Source organism: Nocardioides cavernaquae (assembly GCF_003600895.1).
Taxonomy (GTDB): Bacteria; Actinomycetota; Actinomycetes; order Propionibacteriales; family Nocardioidaceae; genus Nocardioides; species Nocardioides cavernaquae.
This window is the reverse complement of sequence record NZ_QYRP01000002.1, coordinates 2258765-2284313: the sequence shown is the minus strand read 5'-3', so window position 1 is coordinate 2284313 and position 25549 is coordinate 2258765. Positions and strand designations below refer to the sequence as shown.

At 68.8% G+C, this 25549-nt stretch carries 23 protein-coding genes; 2 read left to right on the top strand and 21 right to left on the bottom strand.

All coding sequences use genetic code 11. The annotated features are described in order from the left end of the window. Window positions 1-9 precede the first annotated feature (9 nt). The 11 genes from D4739_RS11040 to D4739_RS10990 are packed head-to-tail and all read right to left on the bottom strand — an operon-like array spanning window position 10 to window position 11435. Window positions 10-546 carry a hypothetical protein gene (locus D4739_RS11040; protein ID WP_120060670.1) on the bottom strand — a complete coding sequence of 179 codons (537 nt, stop codon included), beginning with the start codon at window positions 544-546 and terminating at the stop codon, window positions 10-12. Beyond that, window positions 543-1052, bottom strand: coding sequence for a hypothetical protein (locus D4739_RS11035; RefSeq protein ID WP_120060669.1), 510 nt, complete (start codon window positions 1050-1052; stop codon window positions 543-545). The genes D4739_RS11040 and D4739_RS11035 overlap by 4 nt, the downstream gene beginning before the upstream one ends. Continuing rightward, complete coding sequence (locus D4739_RS11030; RefSeq protein ID WP_120060668.1) at window positions 1049-2383, bottom strand: MCE family protein; 1335 nt, start codon at window positions 2381-2383, stop codon at window positions 1049-1051. Before D4739_RS11030 ends, D4739_RS11035 begins: the two co-directional genes overlap by 4 nt. Then, a complete protein-coding gene (locus tag D4739_RS11025) occupies window positions 2383-3609 on the bottom strand; it encodes an MCE family protein (protein ID WP_120060667.1) in 1227 nt (408 codons plus the stop codon). Before D4739_RS11025 ends, D4739_RS11030 begins: the two co-directional genes overlap by 1 nt. Continuing rightward, a complete protein-coding gene (locus D4739_RS11020; RefSeq protein WP_120060666.1) occupies window positions 3606-4781 on the bottom strand; it encodes an MCE family protein in 1176 nt (391 codons plus the stop codon). The genes D4739_RS11025 and D4739_RS11020 overlap by 4 nt, the downstream gene beginning before the upstream one ends. After that, complete coding sequence (locus tag D4739_RS11015) at window positions 4781-5752, bottom strand: MCE family protein (RefSeq protein WP_120060665.1); 972 nt, start codon at window positions 5750-5752, stop codon at window positions 4781-4783. Before D4739_RS11015 ends, D4739_RS11020 begins: the two co-directional genes overlap by 1 nt. Continuing rightward, window positions 5749-6780: an MCE family protein gene (locus D4739_RS11010; RefSeq protein WP_120060664.1), complete on the bottom strand. Its 1032-nt coding sequence runs from the start codon at window positions 6778-6780 to the stop codon at window positions 5749-5751. The genes D4739_RS11015 and D4739_RS11010 overlap by 4 nt, the downstream gene beginning before the upstream one ends. Then, window positions 6777-7958, bottom strand: a complete 1182-nt coding sequence (locus D4739_RS11005; protein ID WP_120060663.1) for an MCE family protein — start codon at window positions 7956-7958, stop codon at window positions 6777-6779. Before D4739_RS11005 ends, D4739_RS11010 begins: the two co-directional genes overlap by 4 nt. Before the next feature lie 8 nt (window positions 7959-7966). Beyond that, window positions 7967-8806: an MlaE family ABC transporter permease gene (locus D4739_RS11000; protein ID WP_238473616.1), complete on the bottom strand. Its 840-nt coding sequence runs from the start codon at window positions 8804-8806 to the stop codon at window positions 7967-7969. Continuing rightward, on the bottom strand, window positions 8806-9690 hold the full coding sequence (locus D4739_RS10995; protein WP_238473615.1) for an MlaE family ABC transporter permease: 885 nt from the start codon (window positions 9688-9690) through the stop codon (window positions 8806-8808). The genes D4739_RS11000 and D4739_RS10995 overlap by 1 nt, the downstream gene beginning before the upstream one ends. Further along, entirely contained in the window at window positions 9687-11435 is a 1749-nt protein-coding gene (locus D4739_RS10990; RefSeq protein ID WP_120060662.1) for an FAD-dependent oxidoreductase, read from the bottom strand. Before D4739_RS10990 ends, D4739_RS10995 begins: the two co-directional genes overlap by 4 nt. Window positions 11436-11571: 136 nt before the next feature. Between D4739_RS10990 and D4739_RS10985 the strand changes: the two genes are divergently transcribed. Beyond that, window positions 11572-12801 (top strand): PucR family transcriptional regulator, encoded by a 1230-nt coding sequence (locus D4739_RS10985; protein ID WP_120060661.1) that lies wholly within the window; start codon window positions 11572-11574, stop codon window positions 12799-12801. A gap of 76 nt (window positions 12802-12877) precedes the next feature. Here the strand turns inward: D4739_RS10985 and D4739_RS10980 are convergent, their stop codons facing one another. The 7 genes from D4739_RS10980 to D4739_RS10950 are packed head-to-tail and all read right to left on the bottom strand — an operon-like array spanning window position 12878 to window position 20174. After that, window positions 12878-13069 carry a ferredoxin gene (locus D4739_RS10980; RefSeq protein ID WP_120060660.1) on the bottom strand — a complete coding sequence of 64 codons (192 nt, stop codon included), beginning with the start codon at window positions 13067-13069 and terminating at the stop codon, window positions 12878-12880. 3 nt (window positions 13070-13072) lie between these two features. Next, window positions 13073-14488 (bottom strand): fatty acid desaturase, encoded by a 1416-nt coding sequence (locus tag D4739_RS17370; protein ID WP_120060659.1) that lies wholly within the window; start codon window positions 14486-14488, stop codon window positions 13073-13075. A 30-nt stretch (window positions 14489-14518) separates the two neighbouring features. After that, entirely contained in the window at window positions 14519-16015 is a 1497-nt protein-coding gene (locus D4739_RS10970; protein ID WP_120060658.1) for an MFS transporter, read from the bottom strand. Between the two features lie 22 nt (window positions 16016-16037). Beyond that, a complete protein-coding gene (locus tag D4739_RS10965; RefSeq protein ID WP_120060657.1) occupies window positions 16038-16880 on the bottom strand; it encodes an ABC transporter permease in 843 nt (280 codons plus the stop codon). Continuing rightward, entirely contained in the window at window positions 16870-17715 is an 846-nt protein-coding gene (locus tag D4739_RS10960; RefSeq protein ID WP_120060656.1) for an ABC transporter ATP-binding protein, read from the bottom strand. Before D4739_RS10960 ends, D4739_RS10965 begins: the two co-directional genes overlap by 11 nt. A 9-nt stretch (window positions 17716-17724) precedes the next feature. After that, window positions 17725-18771, bottom strand: coding sequence for an ABC transporter substrate-binding protein (locus tag D4739_RS10955; protein WP_120060655.1), 1047 nt, complete (start codon window positions 18769-18771; stop codon window positions 17725-17727). 53 nt (window positions 18772-18824) lie between these two features. Continuing rightward, window positions 18825-20174: an LLM class flavin-dependent oxidoreductase gene (locus D4739_RS10950; protein WP_120060654.1), complete on the bottom strand. Its 1350-nt coding sequence runs from the start codon at window positions 20172-20174 to the stop codon at window positions 18825-18827. A 99-nt stretch (window positions 20175-20273) separates the two neighbouring features. On the opposite strand from D4739_RS10950, the gene D4739_RS10945 reads away from it, so the two are divergent. Then, window positions 20274-20771 (top strand): flavin reductase family protein, encoded by a 498-nt coding sequence (locus D4739_RS10945; protein WP_120060653.1) that lies wholly within the window; start codon window positions 20274-20276, stop codon window positions 20769-20771. A 107-nt stretch (window positions 20772-20878) separates the two neighbouring features. Here D4739_RS10945 and D4739_RS10940 read toward each other — a convergent pair whose 3' ends face one another. From D4739_RS10940 to D4739_RS10930, 3 genes are read right to left on the bottom strand one after another with little or no spacing between them, the layout of a single operon-like run. Further along, window positions 20879-23848 (bottom strand): UPF0182 family membrane protein, encoded by a 2970-nt coding sequence (locus tag D4739_RS10940; protein ID WP_120060652.1) that lies wholly within the window; start codon window positions 23846-23848, stop codon window positions 20879-20881. Beyond that, on the bottom strand, window positions 23845-24477 hold the full coding sequence (locus D4739_RS10935; RefSeq protein WP_238473614.1) for a PPA1309 family protein: 633 nt from the start codon (window positions 24475-24477) through the stop codon (window positions 23845-23847). Before D4739_RS10935 ends, D4739_RS10940 begins: the two co-directional genes overlap by 4 nt. Beyond that, window positions 24474-25529 carry a YlbL family protein gene (locus D4739_RS10930; RefSeq protein ID WP_147384889.1) on the bottom strand — a complete coding sequence of 352 codons (1056 nt, stop codon included), beginning with the start codon at window positions 25527-25529 and terminating at the stop codon, window positions 24474-24476. The genes D4739_RS10935 and D4739_RS10930 overlap by 4 nt, the downstream gene beginning before the upstream one ends. Window positions 25530-25549 lie beyond the last annotated feature (20 nt).

Genomic DNA, 25549 nt, shown 5'->3' with positions numbered 1-25549 from the left:
ATCGAGGCATCAGACCGGCTTCAGATCAGAGACCAGCCAGGTGCTTCCGTGCTTTTCCATGGTCACCTCGACGCGGCTCCCGGCCACGGTCGGAGCGCCTCCGTTCGTGGTGGTGGTCTGGGTGAGGAAGGCCAGGACGACGACCTGGTCGCGGTCAGCCGAGACCACACCGACGCCACTGACGACGGCCGCGGTGTCGACCTTCTTGCGGGTAGCGGTGGGCGTGACGACGTCGTCGATCACCTTGCCGTACTCATCGCGGAAACCACCGGTCGTCTGCGCGATCGCCCTGTCCAGATCGGCCTCCAGCGAGCCGTGCTCGTAGCTGAGCAGCACCGGAAGGCGCTTGCTCGCACTGGCGGCCGCGGCGTCCCGCGCCTCACCCAGACCAGCCGAGCGCTGAGCAAGTACGCCGAGCACGACGGCCGCTGCGACCAGCGCCAGCGTCGTGACGATGAGCCAGCGGTGCCAGGAACCGGACCGGGAGCGGAACGGCACACGGAGGGACGGCATCTCCAGCGAGGGGGCTTCTTCGAGGGTGTTCATGACACGAACTCCATATCGCTCACGAGCCAGCGGCCCTCGACGTTGCGCAGGTCGACACGCAGCCGATAGGCGCGGGGTGTTGCCTGTGCAGAGGACTCGTTGCTGACCTCACCGACAGCCGCCACCAGCACCCGTGCCTTGGACGGTGCCCAGGCGACCACTCCGGCTGAGGCGACTGACCCGGTCGAGGTCACCTTTTGCGCCTGCAGTGCGCGTCGCAGCGCCGTGGACTGCTCCTCCAGCTCGGCGCCGAAGTCATCGGTGGCGCCGGCGCGGAGCTTGTCGATCTCCTCGGTGGTGGTCTTGTCGCTGACCGAGATCAGTCCGCTGACCTCGGCTGACGCCGCAGCCACCGCCGCCGCCCGACCGTCCGTCTCCCGAGCGTCATCGCGGAGCGAGAGCCCGCTCTGGATCCCCAGTCCCAGCGCCGCGACGGCGATCAGCCCGGTGACTCCCACGGCTGCCGAGGACGCCGAGGACGCCGAGGACTCAGTCAGCCGGCTCATGCCAGCCCCAGCGGTCCGAGAACGAGTGACTGCCATGCGGAGTCTCCTTCTGTCATTGCGGTGCCCGTCAGAGGTGTGCCGTGCGCACCGTCGAGGCCCTCGGCCCCGAGCATCAGTGCGGCCAGGTCGGCCATCACGGGCCGGCCGCTGCTCCCACGCGCACTGCTGCCGAAGGTCAGGCCGCAGCCCGCCGGAAGCGCCGCGCGAGCCGACGAGTTGGGGCAGGGCAGGTTGCGCGCGCCGCGCACGCTCGACGGTGCACTCTTCGCGAGCTTGCAGTGCGCCGTGCCGTCGACCGCGCGCACGGAGCCGTCCGCGGGTGAACGCCGTTGACCGGTGCCGAGATAGCCCTCGGTGCAGTGGCGCGGAGCATCGAGGTTGCCGCGCAGGTCGAGCTGCACGTCCCCCTGAGCAGCCCGTGGGTTGACCGTCGACTGCAGGCGAGCCGCCGTGGCCGGGTAGACCACGAGGATCTGCTCGAGGTTGGCCAGGTACGTGTTGAGCACCCGGGCATCGGTCGTCGTGTTCTTGAGCAGCTTCGGCAGCGTCGGGCGGATGTCACCGACCACGCCGCGCAACGTGCGCAGGTCCTGAGGGCTGGACGCCAGCAGGTCCCGGAACTCCGCGTCGTGCGCGGCGAGCTCCGTGGTGAAACTGGCCAGCGCGTCGGCGTACGCCTGGGTGTGGCCCATCTGGGCCTGCTGCGTGGCGAGCACCGGCTGGAGCGTGGCGATCAGCGATGTGGTCGAGTCGAGCTCGGCGCTGGCTGCGGCGATGATCTCGCTCGTGCTGTCGATGACGCCACCGAGGTCGTCGCCCGATCCGCCGAGGCCCTCGTCGAGCTGCTCGAGGACGCGACGGGTCTTGTCGGTCGGGACCGACTTGAGCAGGCCGTTGAGCTTGTCCAGCACCGGGCTGATCTGCGGCATCTCGCGGGTGCGTGCCGGCGGGATGACCGCACCGTGCTCGAGGTACGACGTGGACTTGCCCGGGACCAGGTCGATGTACTGCTCACCGATGGCGGAGGTGCTGTGCAGCTCGGCAACGGCGTCCGAGGGAACCTCGGCATCCGAGTCGAGCTGGAGCGTCGCGCGTGCGCCCTCGCCGTCGAGCTCGAGCGCGGACACCGTGCCGACCTTGACCCCGCGGAAGGTCACCATCGCGCGGGGATAGAGCCCGCTCGCGTCCGTGAAGTCAGCGGACACGTCGTAGACGCCGATGCCCATCTGCTGTGGCACGCGGGCGTAGACGACGGTGGTCAGGCCGACACAGACGACCGTGAGGAGGACGAAGACCCGGAGCTGGCGCCGGATCAGGGGCGTGAGCATCATCAGCAACCCACCAGGATCTGCACGAGGGAACAGGGCGACTTCGTGGGACTCGGCGATGGCGAGCTCCCGGTTGAGGGTGCTGTCGGCGAGGACGGCGCCGGGGCAGTCGGCTGCGTGGCTCCGGCCGTCTTCCGCGGCGCGGTGGGTGTCGCCAGCGGCGAGGTGACCGGGTCACCCGACTCGAACGCCGCACCGCCGCCGAGCCACATCTGCGCGAGCGACGTCGCGCTGAGGTCCAGCGTGGCGAACAGGTTGGCGTAGTCACCGCGGATCGCGTCCGTCGTCGTCATCGCCGGGAACGGGATCGAGAAGCCGATCTTCAGCGCATCGACGAGCTGGCCCGACGCGGCACCCACTTGCGAGAGCACCGGACGGAGCGAGTCCAGGTTTGCAAGGATCGCGCGCTGGTTGATCTCGATGACGCGGCCCGCATCGACGCCGAGCCGACCGGTGTCGCGGATCGCCCGCACCAGGTCGTCGCGCTCCTCGTTGAGGGCACGGAGGCCGGGCGTGATCCGGTCGATCGCCGAGCCGATGACGGCCTGGTTGGTCCGCAGGTTCTTCGACAGCCGACCGAGCGCCTCCAGCGCGTGCACGATGTCTCCCCGGTTGGCATCGAGCACGGTGAGCAGCTGGTCGAGCTGCTCGACCAGGTCGCGGGTCTGGGGCACCCGGCCGCTGAGCGCGGTGCTGAGCTCCCCCGTGATCGTGCTGATCTGGGAGAGACCGCCGTTGTTGAGCAGCAGCGACGCCGCACCGAGCACGTGCTCGGTCGACGGGTAGGTGCCGGTCTGCGCGACCGGCACGGCTGCGCCGTCCTCGAGGTACGCCGCGCCCCGGGCAGCGGAGGCACCGGCGGCCTTGCCGGCAGCTGCCGGCGTCGAGACCTCGACGTACTGGGCACCGAGGAGGGTCTTCTGGCCGATCGCGAACCGGGAGTCGATCGGCAGCCGCTGGTCGTCCGCTATCCGCAGGGTCACCTGGGCGCGCCAGTCGTCGTCAACCTTGATCTTCGTGACGGTGCCGATGGTCACGTTGTCGAGCTGGACGTTGGAGTTGGGGACCAGGTTCTCGACCTTGTCGAACGCCACCGTGACCGTGTAGCCGTCGTCGCCGACCGCCTTCTGGCCGGGGAACGTGTAGGAGTTGGGCTGCAGGTCGCATCCCGTGCCCGCCCCGAGCAGGATCACGGCACCCGCGACCGAGAAAGCGGCACGCCACTTCACAGCAGACCTCCGACCTGGCCGAGAAGGCCGTTGACGAGCTGGTCGACACCAGGAGCAGCGGCGCCGGAGCCACCGGTCAACGCCGCGCCCACCCCACCGGGAAGAGCCTCCCCCGCCTTCTCGAGGCCGAGCAGGTTGACCAGCGGCAGGATCGCCGCGCGGCAGGTCTCGGCAGTGCCCCCGGCACCGAGGACGGCCGAGCAGAGCAGCGCGGCAAGGCTGTCGACGTTGGCGAGCACGGCCCGGCCGGTGATGGCCTGGCGGTCGACGATGTTGTAGAGGCCCATCAGCGAGTGCGGTGCCACGTGGAGGACGCCGGCGAGCTCGTCGGCGCGGGAGGCGACGGTGCCGGTCAGCTCCGTCGTGCCGTTCAGCGCGCGGGTGAGCTGGGCCTGGTTCTTGCCGAGCACACCGGCAGAGGCCCGGAGCGCGACGCGCAGGTCACGCACCGCACCGGTCACCTGCGTGCGGTTGTCGCGCAGCACCGTTGCCACGTTGTCGAGCTGGGTGGTGAAGCCCCCGACCGCCGCGTCGTGCACCGCGAGGTTGCGGGTGAACTGGTTCAGGTTGTGCACGGTGTCGAAGAGGTTCGTGCGACCGGACGAGAGCGCAGCAGCGGCGTCGTGCAGCGCTGCCACCGAGGCGCGCAGCTCCCCGCTGTTGCCGTCGGCCAGGTTGGCCTCGATCGTGGTGATCGCCTCGTTGAGGGAGCCCTGCTTGCCCGACTCGGGCCCGAGGGCCGTGGTCAGGTCGATGAGCTCCTTCTTCACCTCGTCGAAGGAGATCGGGACCGCCGTGCGGTCGACCGGGATCTCGGCGCCGTCCTCCAGTGTCGGGCCACTCGTCCACACGGGCGCCAGCTGGACGAACCGGCCGCTGACCAGGCTCGGTGCCACGATCGCGGCGCGCACGTCAGCCGGCACCTTCTGGTCACCCTCGACCTGGAAACGGACATCGACTCCCCCGTCGTGCGCGTCCACGGAGGTCACGGTGCCGACCTTCACGCCGAGCACCCGGACGTCATCGCCCTTGTAGAGGCCCGATGCGGAGTCGAAGCGGGCGGTCACCTCGGTGCCCGACGGCGAGCGGAGCGCGAGCACGGAGGCGAGCACGAGGGCGAGGACCAGCCCGATCGCGAGGCGTCGGGGGGTCAGGAGCTTCGAGAGGGCCATCACGGGGTCAGTCCTGAGATCACGGGCGCGAGGGTCCCGGGCGAGGTGAGGTTCTGGATGTAGGCGTCGAAGAACGGGCCGCTGGAGATCGCCTCACCGAACGCGGTCGCGTAGTTGCGCAGCCCGGTGATGGTGAGCTGGAGGTTCCGCTTGTTGCGGTTGAGCAGGTCGACGACCTGGTTGACCTCGGCCAGCGTCTTCGGCAGGACGGCGCCGTTCTCCTTCGCGACAGCGGTGAGCTGGTGCGAGAGGGATCGGGCGCTGGCCAGCAGGCCCGTGATCACCTCTTGCCGCGCATCGAGCTCGGCGAGCAGGTCGTTGCCGGAGGTGAGGATCCGGGCGATCTCCTGGTCCCGCGACGCCAGGACGCCGGTCACGTCGCTGGCGTTGGCCAGCAGGTCCTGCAGCGCCCGGTCGTTGGCGGCGAGGGTCTCGGAGACCTTCTTGATGCCGGTCAGCGCCGGGCCGAGGGTCCGCGGGGTGTCCGCAAACGTCGTCGACACCTGGCGCAGCGCAGCTGCGACCTGGTCGGTGTCGATCTGCTGGGTCTCCCCCGTCAGCTCGCTGAGCGCCTGCGTCACGTCGTACGGCGAGCCGGTGCGGGCCAGCGGGATCGTCGCCCCGCGCTCCAGGTCACCACGACCGCGCGGCTCGAGCCGCACCGCGGCCCGGCCGAGCAGGGTGACCGTGATGATGTCGGCCCGGGTGTCGTCGCCGAGCCGGAGGTCGTGGTCGGACAGCTTGAGCGTCACCACGACCCGGTCGCCGTCGAGCCGGATGTCGGACACCTTGCCGACGCTGGCGCCGGAGACGACCACCTCGTCGCTCTTCTTCAGCCCGCCCGCCTCGGCGAACTCGACCTGGACGGTGTCGGTGTTCCGCAGGAGCGGCCAGTTGCGGTAGGTCAGCGTGGAGATCACCACCGCGATGATCAGGAGCGTGCCGAGCACGCCGCGCACGGCACTCTTCATCGCTGGCACCTCTTTGCTTCGCTGCCGATGTACGGCGTACGCACGGGGGCTCCCTGGTCGTTGGTGAACTGCACCCGGATGCCACACAGGAAGAAGTTGAAGAACGCGCCGTACGACGCGGTGTCCTGGATCCGTGCGTAGTGCTTGGGCCACTGCGTGAGCAGTGCCTGGAGCGCCGGTGCGTGCTGGTTGAGCCCGCGCGCCGAGGTGCGGAGCGCCTCGAGCGTGGGCGTGAGGTCGTTGCGCGAGCGGGCCAGCAGGTCAGCGCCGGAGCGGGCCATGCGGTCGATGTCTGCGGCTGCGTCGAGGACCTGGGTGTCCTGCTTGTTCAGGCCGTCCACGAGCGTGCTGAGCTGGGTGACCAGCTGGCCGAGGCCGTCCTTGCGGGAGGACACCTCGCCGAGCACGGAGTTCAGGTTGGTCACCACCTGCGTGATCAGCACCGAACGGTCGCCCAGCGTCGAGGTGAAGGAACCGACCGAGGAGACCAGGTGGTCGATGGCTGCGGTCTGCCCCTGGAGCACCTCGACGAGCTGCCCCGAGAGCTGGTTGATCTGCGACGGGTTGAGGCCGGCGAAGAGCGGCTTGAAGCCGTTGAGCAGCGAGTCGAGGTCGACGGCGGGGGCCGTCTGGGCCAGCGCGATCACCCCGCCTGCAGCCAGCGGCTGGGCACCGGATGCCCCGCGGTCGAGCTCGAGCAGCCGGTCTCCGATCAGGTTGCGGTAGCGGACGGTGGCGGAGGTCGCACGGTCCAGCTGGAGCTTCCGGTCCACGTCGAAGTCGACCATCACGGTGCTGTCCTCCTGCACGTCGATGCCGGTGACGCGGCCCACCGAGACACCGGCGACACGGACCTGGTCGCCGACCTGGAGGCCGGAGACGTCGGCGAACTCGGCGCGGTAGCCGGTCTTCTCGCCCGACTGCATGTCGCCGGTGACAGCGGCGAGCCAGACCGTCACGAAGACGGCGAAGGCGAGGAAGACCGACAGCTTCATCAGGTCGCGGGCCTGCTCCTTGCGGACGCTCATCGCCCCACCACCAGACCGGCGAGGGCACCGAAGAGCGTGGTCGCGACGTCCTGCTGCGGCGTGGTGCCGGGACGCGCGTGCGGGTTCGATCCGGAGACGAAGGACGGGCTGGGCTGGCGGGCCTCGGCGGCGTCGATCCACGGCAGGCCGAAGCAGCCGGGGCCGCGGCGGTCCCCCACCACGGGGAGGTTGTCGGGGTAGCGGTAGGGCTCGGCCCCCGGCTGGATCCGGGTGATCGTGGTGACGCCCGGGTTGGTGCCGCCGACGGCGTTCTCGGCGAGCTCGTTCACTCCGGCCAGGCCCCCGACGAGGCACGGGATCTCGGGCGAGTAACGCTCCAGCAGGGCTGACACCGGAGCGATCAGGGTGAGGGTCGACTTCAGGCCCGCAGCCGAGACCCGGACCAGGTCTCGGGTCTGGACGCTGAAGTCGCTCAGCGCCTGCGTGGTCTCGTGCAGCTTCGCCTGCTGCGCCACCAGCGTGTCGCTGGTCTTGCCGAGGTTGTCGAACGTCTTGAGGAGGTCCGGCATCGCCTTGTCGTAGCCGGCGATGACGTCGTCGCCGCGGCGTACGTCGACAGCGAGGGCGTCCAGCGACGGGCGCAGCTTGCTGAGGTAGCGGTCGGACTGGTCGATCAGGCCGCCGAGGCGCTGACCGCGCTGGTCGACGGCGCCCGCGACCGCGGTGAGGGCGTTGTTGACGTCGCTCGGGCGGGCGGCGTCGAGCACCTCGGTGAGGTGGGTGAATGCCTCGTCGACCTCGACGGTCACGTGGTCGGCGGCGATGCGCTGACCCTCCGCGATCTGCTTCGAGGAGGAGCCAGTCTCAGCGGCAGACTCGCTCAGCTGCACGTAGCGGGCGCCGAACGCGGTCGGCGGGACGAGCTGGGCGGTCAACCCGGCGGGGACGTCCTCGACCGAGTCCTTGTCGATGGCCAGCCCGATCTCGACGTGGCCGTCGCGGGCCTCGATCGAGCGGACCTTGCCGACCTCGACCCCGCGGAACTTCACCGGCGCACCCTTGTCCATGGTCAGGCCGGCACGGTCCGCCTGGACGGTCACGGGGATGGTGGAGCGGAAGGCTCCGCGGTACTGCAGCACGGCACCTGCGATCACGGCTGCGAGGAGCAGCAGGAAGGCCACTCCGAGCCGGAGCTGGCGGTCAGCAATGAGATTCATCGGCGAGGTCACCCCGAGATGTGGACCGACGGACCGCCCCAGATGGCGATACCGAAGATCAGGTCGACGAACATGGTGGCAATGAGGGCCGTGCGTACGGCGGCTCCGACGGCGCGGCCGACGCCCGCCGGTCCGCCGCTGGCGTGGAAGCCGTGGTAGCAGCAGACGGAGACGACGACGAGCGCCATCACGAGCACCTTGATCATCGCCAGGAACAGGTCCCCGGGGATGAGGAAGGTGTCGAAGTAGTGCTGGTAGTTGCCCGAGGGCTGGCCGTAGCCGATGACCACGACGAAGCGCGTCGCCAGCCAGCACATGATCACCGCGATGCAGAAGAGCGGGACGACCGCGATCAGGCCGGCGATGATCCGCGTGGTGACCAGGAACGGCACCGGGTGGACCGCCATGACCTCGAGGGCGTCGATCTCCTCGCTCACGCGCATGGCGCCGATCTGGGCGGTGAACCCGGCGCCGACTGTGGCTGTCAGGGCGATGCCGGCAATGATCGGAGCGACCTCGCGGGTGTTGAAGTACGCCGAGAAGAAGCCGGACAGCGCACCGACGCCGATGTTGTCGAACGAGGTGTAGGCCTGCAGGCCGACCTCGATGCCGGACGCGGCGGTGAGGAAGCCGATGACCAGGACGGTGCCGCCGATCAGCGCGAGCGCACCCGAGCCCAGGCTGACCTCGGCGAGCAGCCGGACGATCTCTCCGCGGTAGTGCCGGATCGTGCGCGGGAAGTGGCCGAAGGCCTCCAGGTGGAAGGAGAGCTGCTTGCCGAGCTCGCGGACCCGGTGGGCCGGTGCCGCGGCCATGCGGCTCATGGTCGATGGGCGGTCGGTGCTCATCACGCCCCCAGCTTGATGTTCAAGAAGATCGTCGAGATGACGCTGTTGGCCGCGAAGAGCAGCATGAACGCGAAGACCACGGTCTGGTTCACGGCGTCACCGACACCCTTCGGGCCACCCTTGGCGTTGAGTCCGAGGTAGCAGGCCGTGAGGCCCGCGAGCATGCCGAAGACACCGGCCTTGAGCTCCGAGGCGAGGAAGTCCGGGAGCCCGACGAGCAGGGTCAGGTTGGAGACGTAGAGGCCAGGTGTCGCGCCCTGGAGCACGACCGAGAAGAAGTAGCCGCCGACCAGTCCGACGACGGTCACCATGCCGTTGAGGGCGACGCCGACCAGCGTCGAGGCGATCACCCGCGGCACGACGAGGCGCTCGATCGGATCGATGCCGAGCGTCTTCATGGCGTCGATCTCCTCGCGGATCGTCCGCGAGCCGAGGTCCGCGCAGATGGCGGTGGCTCCGGCGCCGGCGACGACGAGCACGCTGACGATCGGCCCGATCTCGCGGACGACGGCGACGGCGGCGCCCGCGCCGGCCAGGTCCACAGCGCCGATCTGGATCAGCAGCTGGTTGACCTGGAAGATGATGATCACGCAGAACGGGATGGCCACCAGGAGCGCCGGCCCGAACGAGACCGTGATGATGAACCAGGTCTGCGAGACGAACTCGCGGAAGTGGAACCGCCGCGTGAACATCTTCTTGAAGGTGTCGATGACGAAGGCGTAGAACCCGCCGATCGCCTTGAAGGCCACGAACGGCACGCTCTTCTCCAGCGCGTCGCGAGCGAGCTCCTGGCTCTCCGGGGTCATCCCGGTCAGGGCACGCTTGCCGGCCTTCTGGGCGCGCTTCTCGTCCGCCCGTTCCCGGGCGTCGGTCGCCGGGCTCACGCGATGGACCCCGTGCGCTGGACGGGGAAGATCGGCAGCCGCAGGGCGGCAGGAGCGGTGGGCGGGACCACCGGCGAGGTCGGGAGCACCGCAGCGATCCGCTGGTACGCCGCGCCCAGCGGCGGGCGCTGGTCGGCCTCGCCCTTGTTGGGCCACAGCGACATGGCGCGCTCCGCCTGGGCAGTGATCGTCAGCGAGGGGTTCACGCCGATGTTGGCCGAGATGGCCGCGCCGTCGACCACGTGCAGGCCGGTGTGGCCGAAGACGCGGTGGTAGGCGTCGATCACGCCGTCCTCCGGCGAGGTGCCGATCACGGCACCACCGAGGAAGTGCGCGGTCATCGGGATGTCGAAGATCTCGCCCGTGCTGCCGTAGGCCGCTCCCCCGATCTCCTCGGCCATCAGCCGTGTCGCCTCGTTGGCCGCCGGGATCCAGGTCGGGTTGGGCTCGCCATGGCCCTGGCGCGAGGAGAGCTTGATCCTGCCGCGCCAGTTCTTCTTGCCGAAGACCGTGATCGAGTTGTCATGCGTCTGCATGACCAGGGCGATGATCGTGCGGTTCGACCAGTCCTTGATGCCGAGATAGAGCGCGAGGAAGTTGAGCGGGTGCCGCAGGACCGCGAGGAGCCAGCGCAGGGGACGCGGCGTACGTCCTCCGCCGTCGGTCATGACGGTCTGCAGGAACGACATCGAGTTCGACCCCTGGCCGTAGCGCACCGGCTCGATGTGGGTGCGCTCGTCGGGGTGGATCGAGGAGGTGATCGCGACGCCGTGATGGAAGTCCTGGTCCTTGCGGTTGCGCAGGTTCAGGCTGGCGCTGCAGATCGACTCGGAGTTGGTGCGGGTGAGGTGGCCGAGCCGGTCGGAGATGTGCGGCAACGAGCCGGACATCTTCATCTGGTGCAACAGCTCCTGGGTGCCCCAGGTGCCGGCGGCAAGGACGACCTCCCGCGCGGTGAGGGTACGACGATGCCTGCTGCCGTTCTTCCCCGTCGGCGCGACCTCGACGGCGTACGCGCCGTCCTCACGCTGGCGCAGGCCGACGACCGTGGTCATCGGCAGCACCTCGGCACCCGCCTTCTCGGCGAGGTGGAGGTAGTTCTTGACGAGCGTGTTCTTGGCGTTGTGGCGGCAGCCGACCATGCACTCCCCGCACTCGAGGCAGCCGTTGCGGGCCGGACCGGCACCACCGAAGAACGGGTCCTCGACAAGCGTGCCGGGCTCCTTGGCGCCGTCACGTCCGAAGAAGACGCCCACGGGCGCGGCGTGGTAGCTGTCCCCCACGCCCATCTTGCCGGCGACTTTCTTGAGCACCTCGTCGGCGGCGGTGACGGTCGGGTTCAGCGTCACGCCGAGCATCCGCTTGGCCTGGTCGTAGTGCGGGGTGAGCTCCTGCTTCCAGTCGGCGATCCCGGCCCACTGGCGGTCCTTGAAGAACGCGTCGGTCTGGGGTTCGTAGAGCGTGTTCGCGTAGACCAGCGAACCACCACCGACGCCCGCGCCGGCGAGCACGACCACGTTCTTGAGGACCCGGATCCGCTGGATGCCGAAGCAGCGCAGGCGCGGGGCCCAGTAGAAGTTCTTGACGTCCCAGTTCGTCTTCGCGAAGTCGTCGTCGGCGAAGCGGCGGCCGGCCTCGAGGACACCGACGCGATAGCCCTTCTCCGTCAGCCGGAGGGCTGTCACTGATCCGCCGAATCCCGATCCCACTACGAGCACGTCGTAGTCAAAGGCCTCTGCACCCACGTCCGGCCCCTTTCGCGTCTTGTTGCGGTCGTCACACCCGAATACTGAGATTGACACAACGCAGGGGCCCGATCTCCGTCTCTGGGGCCAAGATCAGCATGACCTGTTGTACGTTGCTCCAAATGAGGAGGTTTGGGTGAACGACAAGGAACAGGCACTCCTGCCGCTGGTCAAGGCGTTCGTGACCGCCGAGTCACGCCCCGAGGCCCTGGAGCGCTGGGTCGAGCGGATCGCAGCGCCGGTGCTGGCTGCCCTTCCAGAGCTCGCCGAGGACACGACCCTCACCGAGAGCCTGTACGCAGCGGTGCGGGCGCACTGGCAGGCCTTCCTCACCAGCCTCTCGGAGCCCGAGCGCGAGGTGCACCTGGTGCAAGCGGCTGCGGACTTTGCCGCCGAGCTGGCCCGCCGCGGCCATCCCCTGACGGCGATGTTCGGCATCTACCGCACAGCACAGCAGGCGGTCTGGGAGTTCCTCACATCGGTCGTCGGCACTGTGGCCACTCCGGGCGCCAGCGACACCGACTTCGTGATCTTCTTCTGGAGCCGGGCCAGCAGCTGGATCAACGCCTCGATCGAGGAGTCGGCCGAGATCTTCCAGGAGGAGCGCGATCGGGTGCGCCAGGGTGCCGCGGCACAGCGCCTCGTCGCCGTCCGCTCGATCCTCGCCGGTGGCGGCAGCGACCCGCGCGAGCTCTCCGCCGCCCTCGGCGGGCACCCGCTCTCGGCGTACAACACCGCGCTGCTGCTGCGCACAGATGACGCCGACCGCGTCTCCGAGCTGCGTGAGGCGGTCACGGTTCTCGCGCGGGTCACCCAGAGCCGCAACCCACTTCTCGTCAGCCCGGGGGGCCGCGACCTGTGGTGCTGGTTCACGAACCGCTCGGCTCCCGACCTCCACGCCCTGAGCGACTCGGTCGACTGGCTGCAGGAGCGGGGCATCTCGGTGGCTGTCGGGACGCCGCTGGTCGGGGTGGAGGGCTTCCGGCTCAGCCACCAGGAAGCACAGCAGGCCCAGAAGATCGCCTTCCGGTCAGTGGCGACCCCCACGCTGACGCTCTTCAGCGACGTGGAACTGCTCTCGCTCCTGTGGAGCTCCGGCGAGGCCGCCCAACGCTTCGCCACCCGCACGCTCGGCGCGCTGGCCGACGAGGCCGAGGGACCGACCCGTCTGCGCCAGACCCTCCATGCGCTGCTCTCGACCGGCAGCGTGGACGCGGCCTCGCGCCTGCTCTCGGTCCACAAGAACACCGTCCGCTACCGGGTCAACCAAGCAGAGGCACTCCTCGCGCAGCCGCTCGGCTACGTGCCCGCCGAGGTGGCCCTCGCGATCCGCTACTACGACACGTTCATGGCCCGACCCTCCTGAGCGCACAACGTCCTACGGAGGGTGCCGTAGCTGGCACCCTCCGTAGGACGTCCCCCGGGCTTGCAGGCTCCCCCGTTCAACCCTCGAGTCTGAGCGCCAGCACCGGGCAGGAGTTCACCGCGGCCAGGACCAGCTTGCGGTCCTCCTCCGGCGGGTTCTCGTCGTGGATGACCAGCATGTCGTCGTCATCGACCTCGAAGTACTCGTGCGCCATCGACTCGCACATGCCGAGGCCCTCGCAGGTGTTGCGGTCGACCGTGATCTGCATGGCTCAGACATCCGCGCTGGCGAGGGGCACGAAGTCGACCTTCTCGCGCACGCCGCAGTCGGGGCAGCACCAGTCGTTCGGGATCTCGGCCCAGGACGTGCCGGCCGCGAAACCCTCGAGCTCGTTGCCAACCGCGACCTCGTAGGTGTAACCGCAGCCCGGGCAACGGGCCGCCATCACGTCGTCAGTGAAGGTGTGGGCGGTGACGTCCGCGTGCTCGCTCTCGTCGACTACTTCAACCGGTGCCGGGTAGCGACGCAGCAGCTTCGCGAGCTTGGCCGGGTGCACGTTGGCCAGCCGGATGTCGCCGTCGTAGTGGGCCACCACGCGCTTGTCCATGACCCTGCGGAACAGCGGCGGGAAGAGCGCGACGACGATCATGCCGGTGTAGCCGGTCGGCAGGACCGGAGCCTCACGGAAGTCGCGGAGCGTCTGGTAGCGCCGCGTCGGGTTGGCGTGGTGGTCGCTGTGCCGCTGCAGGTGGTAGAGCAGCACGTTGGTCGCGATGTTGTTGGAGTTCCAGCTGTGGCTCGGGTCAACACGCTCGTAGCGCTGGCGACCCTCCGGGCCGACCTTCTGGCGGAGCATGCCGTAGTGCTCCATGTAGTTCACGATCTCGAGCAGGCTGAAGCCGACGATCGCCTGCAGCACGAGGTACGGAAGGATCCCGAGGCCGAGCCAGGCGACCATGGCGCCCCAGAGAACGACCGTCATCAGCCACGCGTTGAGGACGTCGTTGCCGAGGTGGAACGGGTGTGTGTGCTTGCGCTGGTAGCGCTTCGCCTCGAGGTGCCAGGCGCTCTTCAGCGAGCCGACGACCGTGCGCGGCCAGAATCGGTACACGCTCTCACCGAGGCGGCTCGAGGCCGGGTCGTCGGGGGTCGCCACGCGGACGTGGTGGCCCCGGTTGTGCTCGATGTAGAAGTGGCCGTAGAAGCTCTGGGCCAGGGCGATCTTGGAGAACCAGCGCTCGTGGCTCTCCTTCTTGTGACCCAGCTCGTGCGCGGTGTTGATCGCGACACCGGCCACGGTGCCGATGGAGATGGCCAGGCCGATCTTGCCGGCGACACCGAGGTCTGCGGTCGCGAGGTACCAGACCGCCAGCACGAAGCCGGCGTACTGCACGGGGAGGTAGAGGTAGGTCACCCAGCGGTAGTAGCGGTCCTCCTCGAGTGCCTCGATCACCTCATCCGGCGGGTTGGTGTCGTCGTAGCCGGAGATCAGGTCGAGCAGCGGGATCACGCCGAGGAAGACCACCGGCGTCATCCAGAGGAACGCGCCGACACCGGTCGTGTGGTGAAGGGCCATCCCGGCGAGGGGAAGCATCGGGACCACGAGCCCGAGCACCCACAGGTGACGCTTCTTGTCCTTCCAGGGCATCGCGGATGCGGTGCCTGCATCTGCCTTCGGTGTGCTCATGGCTCCTCCTGCTGTGCGAACGATCACTACCTACTCAGACGTTCGCACAAGCGAATCGGACATTGCTTGCCCTCTGTTGCCAACGATGCCCGCACTGATTGTCCTATCGTCCAACCTCTGCAGTGCGTGCGGGGCCTGCCGACAGCCGGGGATGCGAGCTGCGACCACAGCTGCGACCAGAGACGTCGCCGCGAGCAGTGCGAAGCCGAAGGTGTAGCCCGACTCGTCGGGCCATCCGGTGGGCAGCAGGTGGTGCGTGACGATGCTCGCCATCACCGCCGATCCGATCGCACCACCGATGGTGCGGAGGTTGGCGTTGAGGCCCGCCGCCACGCTCGTGCTCCCGAGCGGTGCGGCAGCCACGACCACGTTGGCCAGCGCAGCGAAGACGAACCCGCTGCCCAGGCCGGTCAGCGCGTTGGCCACCAGGAACTGCCACGCGTGGTCGTGGGCGAGCGCGATCGAGAGCAGGCCGGCCGAGGACAGGCAGCACCCTGTCGTGATCAGGACGTGACGCCCCAGCCGCTCGCCCAGCCACGGTGAGCTGATGCCACCGACGAACGACATCACCGCAGTCGGCAGCGTCAGGTAGCCCGAGAGCGCGACCGAAGCGCCCAAACCGTAGCCGCTCGCTGCCGGGGTCTGGGTCAGCTGCGGCAGGAAGCCGAACGACGCATACATCGAGATGCCGATCAGCAGCGCCACCAGGTTGGCACCGATGACTCGGCGATCGACGAGCAGCCCGAGGTCGATCAGGGGTACGTCGATCCGCGACTCGATCCACACCCAGGCACCGAGCAGGACCACGGCCAGGAGGAGCAGCCCGAGCGTCCGCGGTGAGGTCCAGCCCGCGTGCGGTGCACCGGAGACGGCCAGCAACCCGGCGACCAGCCAGCCGGCCAGCGCGACGGCGGGCAGGGTCCGCACCCGCCGGCCGGTCCGCACCGGCGACTCCCGCACCAGCAGCGCGACCGTGATCGCAGCGGCGACCCCCGCCGCCGTCGGCAGGAGGAACAGGGCGCGATACCCGACCAGGTCAACGATCGGTCCGGCGACGACGATGCCCGCTCCGAAACCGACCGACATCAGCGATGAAAGCAGGGCGACCGCGCCCGGCACCCGGCGGGCAGGGAGCTCGTCGCGGATGATGCCGAAGGCGAGCGGCAGCACTCCCCCGGCCAGCCCCTGCACCACCCGCGCCGCCACCATCTGCGGCAGGGTCGTGGCCAGCGCCGCACCGAGAGCACCCAGCGACAGCAGGCCGAGGCTGATCACGAGCATGCGGATCTTGCCGTGCGCGTCGCCGAGCCGGCCCAGGATCGGCGTGGCGACTGAGGCCGAGATCAGGAACGACGTGAGGATCCATGACGCCGAGGACTGGCTGGCGTGGAGCTCGGCCTGGATGTGCGGGAGCGCCGGCACCGTCATCGACTGCAGCAGCGTGTAGGAGCACACGCCGACGACCAGCGCCGCGAAGGTCAGGCGCGGGCGCCCGGGGGCATCGCCTCGACGTGCGAGACGGAGCAAGCGAGGCCCCCGGCCGCCGGTCCTATGCACGCCAGCGGGAGAAGTGACGTTCCAGGGCGACCAGGCTGTAGTTCACGGCCAGGCCGAGGAGCGTGGTGATCAGGATCGCGGCGTACATCTTCGGGATCAGGAAGTTGTAGTTGGCGTACATGATCAGGAACCCCAGCCCTGCCTTGGCACCGACCATCTCTGCCGCGATCAGCACGAGGATCGAGGCAGCGCCCGCGATCCGGATCCCGGTGAAGATCGTGGGCACCGCGGCCGGGAAGACCACCTTGCGGAAGGTTGCGACCGGCGACAGGCCGAGCACCTTCGCCGAGCGCAACAGCTGCGGATCCACCGTGGCCACGCCCGCAATCGTGCTGAGCAGGATCGGGAAGAAGCAGGCGTAGGTGATGATCGCGATCTTCGACGACTCGCCGAGCCCGAGGATCAGGGTGAACACCGGCAGCAGCGCGAGCGCAGCGGTGTTGCGATAGATCTCGAAGACCGGCTGGGTCACCTGGCGCACCGGGCGGTACCACGCGATCGCGGCACCGATCGGGATCGCCAGGCTCGTCGCGAGGAAGAACCCGACACCCGACCGGACCAGGCTGGCCTGGAGGTGTCGCCACAGCTCGCCACTCCGCGCCAGGTCGACGACCGCGCCGAGGACCACGTGGAGCGGCGGGATGAAGTAGGCATCCAGCACCCCGATGCGCGGCAGGAACTCCCAGAGCAGGCCCAGGGCCACCACGCCGGTGACACCTCGGGCGAGCCCGACCGCACGCTCCCGTCCGGGCGACGCGGCCTTGGCCTGTGCGGCCTGCTCCTGGCGTGGGTTCAGCCGGGCGGCAGTGCGCTCGGCGAGGAGGCTAGGCGACATGAGCGACCTCCTTCGTGGGTGCGTCCGCGCGGGTGGCGACCTGCTGCTCGCGCAGCAGGCTCCAGATCCTGTGCCGGTACGCCGCGAACTCGGGCGTCGCACGCAGGTCGACGTCATTCGCGTGGCTGCGGTCCAGGTCGACCTCGATGACCTCCTGGATCCGGCCCGGGCGAGCGCTCATCACCGCGACTCGCTGGCCCAGGAAGACGGCCTCGTCGATGTCATGGGTGATGAAGACGACCGTGGTGCCGGTGCGGTCCCAGATCGAGACGAGCTCCTCCTGGAGGCGCTCACGGGTCTGGGCGTCGAGCGCGCCGAACGGCTCGTCCATCAGCAGCACCTCGGGCTGGTAGGAGAGGCTGCGCGCGATCGCCACTCGCTGCTTCATGCCGCCCGAGAGCTCGTGCGGATAGCGGGAGGCGAAGTCCGCCAGGCCGACCAGCTCGAGATAGGTGCGCGCCCGCTCGACCCGCTCGGCCTTCGACAGGCGCTCCCCCTTCTTGCCGGCCTCGAGCGCAAACTCGATGTTGGCCTGAGCGGTCCGCCACGGGAGCAGGGTGTACTGCTGGAAGACCACGCTCCGGTCGAGGCCGGGTCCGGTGATGACCCGGCCGTCGACGGAGACGGTGCCCGAGGTGGGCCTGGTGAGCCCCGCGATCAGGTCGAGCACCGTGGACTTTCCGCAGCCGCTCGGGCCCACGACGGTGAGGAACTCCCCCGCCGTGATGTCGATGCTGAGATCGTCGAGTGCGACGAACTCACGCAGCTTCTTGTCGTCGTTGCCGCGGACCAGGAAGGTCTGGCCCACGCCGCTCAGCTCGATTCGGGAACTCATCTCAGGTCCTCAGCTCTGCGGGTTGAACTGGTTGGTGTAGACGTCGGAGGCCTTGATCTTCGACGGATCGACGTCGCCACGACCGGCGAGCCAGTCGAGCCAGATCGAGATGTCCTTGTCCGCGATCAGGCCGCCCTTGCTGGAGACACCTGTGCTTCCGGCCCAGTTCTTCTCGACGGCCTCGACGGCGTCGGTGAACCCCTGCTCCTTCAACCACGGGACGTACACGTCGAGCACCTGCTGGCGGTCGTGGGACTCGATGTAGTCGACGGCGTAGGAGATGCCCGAGACCAGCGTCTTGCTGGCCTCCTTCTCGTTCTTGATCCAGTCGGTGCGCAGGGAGACCCCGCCGCCGTTGTAGAAGCCGATGACGTCGCTGTCCTTGAAGATCACGTCGAGCGGCAGTGCCTCCTGGGCCGCCTTCAGCTGGCCGATGCCGATGTACGCCGCGTCGATCTGGCCTTCCTTCAGCGCCTGCACGGTGTTCAGCGGTGGCAGTGCGACGAGCGTGACCTTCTTGATCTCGGCCGTGGACAGGCCGCCCTTCTCGAACCAGGTGTCCAGCACTGCCTCGGCGTTGGCGCCGAGCGTGTTCACCGCGACCTTCTTGCCGATGAAGCTGCGGGGGTCCTCGGTCAGGCTGGATCCCTTCTTCGCCACGACTGCGGCACCCGTCTTCGCGTTGGTGCCGTAGGTCGACACCACCGCCTGGATCGGCGCACCGGTCGCGACGACCTGGGCGACCGCGCCGTAGAACGCGGAGGACGAGATGTCGATCTGGTTGCTGACCAGCGCCTGGAGTGATGCCGGGCCGCCGGTGACGTCACCGACCTTGTCGAGCTTGATGCCCGGCAGCTTGCCGAGGGCAGCGGCCAGCTGCAGCGTGTCGACGGACCCGAGCGCGCTCTGGTAGCGAACGGTCGTCGTGCCGTCGGCGTTCTCCGCCCCCGCGGAGCCACCGCAGGCCGTCGATGCACCCAACAGGGCGGCTGCGGCGGCGACGCCGGCGATCAGTCGTCGGGTGCGGGCGGTCTTCAGACCGGTGATGGTGCTCATGATGTGCCTCTCGGAAACAGTTCTTCTGGGGTTGGGGGTGGGGCGAATCGGGCTCAGGCGGAGCCGACGGCGGCGGGGTGCTGCACGGCGTACTGGCTCTCGGGGCGGTCCAGTCCGTAGTGCTCGCGCAGCGTCGTGCCGACGTACTCGGTGCGGAACAGGCCGCGGTCCTGGAGGATCGGCACCACCTTCGAGGTGAAGGCATCGAGGTGCTGCGGGTAGAGCGGCGGCAGGACGTTGAAGCCGTCGGCCGCGCCGCCCTCGAACCACTCCTGGATGGTGTCGGCGATCTGGACCGGGGTGCCGTGCACGACGAAGTGGCCGCGGCCGCCGGCGAGGCGGTGCAGCAGCTCGCGCACGGTCGGGCGGTCGCGCTCGACGATGTTCGCGACGACCTGGAGGCGGCTGCGCTTGTTGTCGAGGACGTTGCCGGCGCCGCCGAAGATCCCGGCCGGGACCGGCTCGTCGAGCTCGAGGTGGTCGAGCGAGACGCCGGCGATGTTCTCCAGCTGACGGAGGCCGTACGCCGGGACGGTGAGGCGGTTGAACTCGTCGTACAGCGCCTTGGCCTCGGCCTCGGTGTCACCGATGAACGGGCTGATGCCGGGCAGGATCCTCACCGACTCCGGGCTGCGGCCGAAGCCGACTGCCTTGGCCTTGATGTCGGCGTAGAAGGCCTGCGCGTCCGCGAGCGTCTGGTGGGCGGTGAAGATGGCCTCGGCGTTGCGGCCGGCGAAGTTGCGGCCGTCGTTGGACGATCCGGCCTGCACGTAGACCGGGCGGCCCTGCGGGATGCGCGGCGCGTTGAAGGCGCCCTTCACGGACAGGTGCTTGCCGACGTGGTTGAGGGCGTGCACCTTGTCCGGGTCGAAGAAGACGCCGCGCTCACGGTCGGCGACCTGGGCGTCGTCCTCCCAGCTGTCCCACAGCTTCGTGATCACATCGACGAACTCCTGCGCGCGCTCGTAGCGCGTCTCGGGGCTGGCCGCCTGGGCCTGACCGAAGTTGGCCGCGGCCTCGTCGCCCTGCGTGGTGACGATGTTCCAGCCGGCGCGGCCGCCGGAGATCCGGTCGAGGCTGCCGAAGAGGCGGGCGAGGTTGTAGGGCTCGTAGTAGCTGGTCGACGCCGTCGCGATCAGTCCGATCCTCTCGGTCACCACCGCGAGCGCGGTGAGCAGGGTGATCGGCTCGAACTGGTTGCTGGGCCGGTGACCCGTCCCCCACAGCACCGGACCGTCAGCGAGGAAGACCGCGTCGAGCTTGGCGGCCTCGGCCTTCTGCGCGATCTCCTGGTACCACGTGATGTCGCCGACGCGCTCCGCGCCGCTGTCGGGGTGACGCCACGAAGCCTCGTGGTGGCCGGTGTCGTGCAGGAACGCGTTGAGGCTGAGCTGTCGACTCATGGGTCTTCCTTCTCCGTATTAGGTCATTTCCTAGTAACTTACTAGACTTAATGCACAGACGTTAACCCATGGACGCCAAGCCCACGAAACGGAGCCCACGTGACGACCACGCTCTGGACCAACCAGGACCTCGACCCGCGAGCCCTGCGCGATGCCTTCGGGGTCTTCCCGAGCGGGGTCATCGCGGTGGCGGCCGAGGTCGATGGCACGCTGACCGGTCTCGCCGCCAGCTCCTTCACCTCGGTGAGCCTCGACCCGCCCCTGGTCTCCTTCTCCATCGCGCGTACGTCGAAGACGTGGCCCGACCTGCGCCGCGCTCCACACCTCGGCATCACGATCCTCGCCGAGCACCACGGTCAGGTGTGCCGCCAGCTCGCCGGCCCGGTCAACGACCGGTTCACCGGTGTCGCGGTGAGCGCGAGCGTCGAGGGCGCGATCACCCTCGACGACGGCATTGCGCAGTTCGACTGCACCGTCTACTCAGAGGTCGAGGCCGGTGACCACCTGGTCATCCTGCTGGAGCTGCATGCCGTGCAGCACTCCCCCGGCCAGCCGCTGGTCTTCCACCGCAGCGCCTTCGGTCGCCTCGCCGTCTGATCACCCGTCCGGTCTTTCCTGCGCTGGTCCAGGCGGACAACGCAGAAGGCCCGGACCTGATGGGTCCGGGCCTTCTGGGTTGAGCTCGTTGAGCGGGTTGAGCGGGGTCAGCTCCCGGTCTTGGCAGCCTTCGCGGGCGTCTTCGCGGGCTTCGCCTCGGCCGCCTTCTCTGCCTCGGCGAGCGCACGGTTCACGAAGCGCTCGGCTGCCTCCGTGTGCTCGGCATAGCCGGCCAGGTCGCCCTTCGCCAGTGCGGCCTTCGCCGCCGCGAACTCGTCATCGGCCTTCTGCAGCAGTCCGATCACCGATTCGCCGAGAGCCGGCTCTTCGCCCTCACCCCCCGGCGTCGTCGGAGTCTCGGTCTCTTCAGCGCCCAGGACCTTCGCGATCGCCTCGGACATCGAGCGCCCGATCGCGAGCCGGTCACCGAAGGAGACCAGGACGAAGTTGAGCACGGGGAAGTTGCCGCTGTCCTCTGCACCCTCACGTTGCGTGTAGAGCGGCTGGACATAGAGCAGGCTGTCGCCCACCGGCAGGGTCAGCAGGTTGCCGTAGACCTTGTGGACGTTCGTCTGGACGTTGGTCTGCTGCAGCTCCTTCTGGATCTCGGCGTCGGTGGAGAAGTCGTTGGCGATCTGGCGAGGACCCTTGACCGGACCGCTCGTCGGCAGCTCGAGCACACGGATCGTGCCGTAGCTGTCCCGCGAGGCGTCACCGTCGACGGAGACGAACGCCGCAAGGTTCTGCTTCTTGTACGGGACGTACGTCGAGGTCAGGGAGAACACCGGGGCGGCGCCGTCCTTTGCCGGATCGGCACTGCGCACCGAGAGGCGGTAGGGCGGCTGCAGCTTCGGGCTGTTCTGCGAACCGGTCGGGTCGGTCGGGACCTCCCAGCGCTGGGTGTCCTCGTAGAACGTGTCAGCGTCGGTGACGTGGTAGCGCGCCAGCTGGTAGCGCTGCACCTTGAACATGTCCTCGGGGTAGCGCATGTGCTCGAGCAGGTTCGCGGGGATGTCCTTCTTGTCCTTGACGGTCCCGGGGAACGACGCGCGCCACGCCTTGAGCAGCGGGTCCTTCTCGTCCCAGGCGTAGAGCGTCACAGTGCCGTCGTACGCGTCGACAACCGCCTTGACCGCGTTGCGCATGTAGTTGATCTCGTCGGTCGGCAGCGTGCGGAACTCGGACGGGTTGGCCAGCGAGTCCGTGATCATGTCCTGGTAGGACGCGCGCTGCGAGAGCGGGTACTGGTCTGTGGTCGTGTAGCCGTCGAGCAGCCACACGACCTTGCCGTCCACGATGGCGGGGAACGGGTCCCGATCGACGGTCAGCCAGGGAGCGACCTTCTCGACCATCTTCGACGGGTCACGGTCGTAGAGGATCTTCGACTCGTCGTACACACGCTCGGAGAGCAGGATGTTCGGCTCGCCGTACTTCCAGGCATAGAGCAGCTTGCGGAAGAGGCCGCCAACTCCCACGCCGGCCTTGCCGTCGTACGTGCTGGTCGAGTCGGTGTCCTCGCCCGATGGTTGGTCGAGCTCGACATCGCGAGCGTCCTTGGAGGCCTTGCCCACGATGGAGTACTCCGGCGACTTCTCACCGAAGTACACCTGCGCCCGGTACCCGTCCGGTGCCAGGTCAGCGGCTGCATTGGCACCCTGGACACCGGCCCACTCCGGAGCGGTGCCCGTGCCGAGGCCCTTCTCGACGCCGTCGGCGTTGCGCTGGTTGCCGTAGGCCGCGACCACTCCGTAGCCGTGGGTGTAGACCGTGTGGAGGTTCGACCAGTTCTTGGAGTCCTCCGTCATGCCGGACTGGTCGATCTCGCGAACGCCGAGCACGACGTCGCGCTCCTCGCCGTTGACGACGTAGCGGTCGACGTCGAGCACGGGCGCCACCGAGTAGTAGCGACGCAGCTGCTGCTGCTGCTCGAACGCCTGCTGGATCAGTTTCGGGTCAACGAGCCGGATGCCCGGAGCGTTCTCGACCTCGCCCTTGCGCTGGGCGCTGGTGAGCTGTGACTCGCCGCCGTACGGCTCCACCTTGGCGTCGGCGATGTCGTACGCCGCACGCGTGGCCTCGATGTTGCGCTGGATGTAGGGAGGTTCCTTGTCGGACTGCGAGGGGTTCACCTGGAACTGCTGGACCGCACCCGGCCAGATCACGCCGAGCAGGATCGCGGAGAGCAGCAGCAGGCCGAGTCCGACCGACGGGAGCATCCACGTGCGCTTGATGACGTTGGCGAAGAAGAGCGCCGCGCAGATCAGCGCGATCGACATCAGGATCGTCTTGGCGGGCAGGACCGCGTGGTCATCGGTGTAGGTGATGCCGGTGACCAGGCCACCGGATGCGTTGAGCAGGTCGTAGCGGTCCAGCCAGTAGTCAGCGGCCTTCGCGAGAACGAAGAAGCCGAGCAGCACCGAGATCTGGGCAGCGGCCGCGCCGCTGAGCCGGTCACGGGTGGCCTGCAGGCGGATGCCGCCGTACAGGTAGTGAACGAGGACCGCGGCCAGCAAGGAGACGACCGTGACCGCCATCGCGAAGTCGACCAGGTGGTGCAGCCACGGCAGGTCGAAGACGTAGAACCCGATGTCCTTCTTGAAGTACGGGTCCTTGCGCCCGAACGACGTGCCGTTGCGCCACAGCAGGAAGTCTCGCCACATGCCCGACCCCGAGGCGCCGGCGAACGCGCCGACCACGAGGCCGACGCCGATCGTCACCCAGAGCCGGATCGGGTCGATCGCCTGGCGATAGCGGTCCAGCCCGATCTGCTCGGGCGAGGCCGGCCGGAAGCGTGGGCGGGTGCGGTACGCGAGCACCATGTTGAGCACGACGACAGCGGCCAGGAGCGCTCCGAAGACCAGGAAGAGCACGGTCTTGGTGACCACCAGGCGGGTGAACACACCTGAGTAGCCGACCGAGCCGAACCAGAGCCGCTCCGTCCAGAAGCCGGTGAACGCACTCATCGCGAAGAACAGCACGAGCATCACGATCGCGGTGATCAGGACGCCGCGCGCCCAGCCGGGGCGCTCCGGTCGCGGCGCCTGTCCCCGTGTGGGGTCTTCGAAGATCGAGCTCATGCCTCACCCTCCTCATCCAGTGTGCCGCGCAGCATGGCAAGCAGCGCCGGCACGAGGTCAGCGCCCGTGACGACAGATTGTGGGTTGTCGTACGCGCGCAGCCGCATCGCACAGTACGTCGCGCCCGCGCGGGTCACACCAGCAACCATGCGAACTTCCTGCCGAAGGGGGTGATCAGCGGCGAACGCCTGCGCAGCATCGATGTCGTCAGGCACCTGACCATCGGCGCTCGGCGGGAGCACCAGCCGCTCGACGACAACCGCGCACCCGACGACGTCGTCGGGCCAGCCCACTGACTCGAGGACCTGCTCGAGCGGCAGATCGGCCGGCAGATCCTGCTCGACAGGGGTGAAGGACCCCTCGGCATCGGATGCGTCCAGGCCCATCAGCGAGGCGAGAGCCGGCTCGCGGGCGACGAGCTCGCGGGTGTCGACCAGCGAGAAGAGCCGCGCCTGGCGGTTCCACCCGGCCTCGGCGGCGTGCTCCTCGATCTCGAGCACCGCAGCCGCCAGGGCGGGGTCGACGTCCAGCCCGGGATCGACGTTCAGCTCGGGGAAGTCACCGGACGGCTCGGCAGGGCCACGGCCAACCGGGCCAATCGGGTCAGTCGGATCAGTCGGGTCGCTCATCTGGCGAGGTACTCCTCACAGGTAGGCAGGTCTGCCTTGGGGTTCGCGGCGTAGGTCGTGATGGCCTTCTCGGCGTCGGCCAGTGTCTCGACCGCTGTCAGGCGCATGGAACCCCGGGCCCCGGTCACTGCTTCGTCGCAGTTGACCGCTGGCACGAGGAAGAGCGTGGCGCCGGCGCGGCGGGCACCGGCAACCTTCTGCTGGATGCCGCCGATCGGGCCGACCGCCCCCTCCGGGGTGATCGTGCCCGTGCCGGCGATGCGTCGGCCGCCGGTCAGCGAACCCGGTGTCAAGGTGTCGTAGATCGACAGCGCGAACAGGAGGCCTGCGCTCGGCCCGCCGATGTTCTCGGCGACGTTGACCTTCACGGTGAACGGCATCTTGTAGTCATAGGCCCGCGCGACACCGATGACCACCCGACCGCCGTCGAGGACGGGCTCGATCTCGGTCGTGACCTTCTTGCCGGCACGCTCGACGACGAACTGCAGCGGCTTGCCGGGAGTCGCCCCCGAGATGGCCTTCACGACGTCGTCCCAGGACTTGATCGGGGTGCCGCCGATCTTGAGGTAGCGGTCCCGCGGGACGAGCTTGCCGACGGCAGGCTTGCCGTCCGTCAGCGGTCCCACGACGGGCACGCGCGGCACGTCGTAGCCGAGCTGCGTCATCGCCGCCACGATCGCGTCGTCCTGGGAGGTCGACATCTGCACCGCGGCGTCGCGTTCCTGCTGCTTCTCGGTCTCGTCCTTGCCGTAGACCTCGTCGTACGGCTTCACCGAGTCGTCCGGCGACAGCCAGGCGCTCATCGCGGTCATCAGCGTGATCCTGGTCTTCGGCGGCGTCGCCATGATCGTCAGCATGCGCAGCTCGCCGTCGTCGCGGTACACCTTGTGGCCCGTGACCTCGATCCGCTCGTCGCCCTTCGTCTCGGACAGCAGGTCGATGGTCACGCCCGGCTGGTAACGCACGTAGGGCAGCGGCAGGGCGAGCACACCGAGAGCGAGCAGTGCGGTCATGCCACCCGCCACCAGGGTCGCAGTGGTGCGCCGGGTCATCGAGGACACAGATGCAGGCC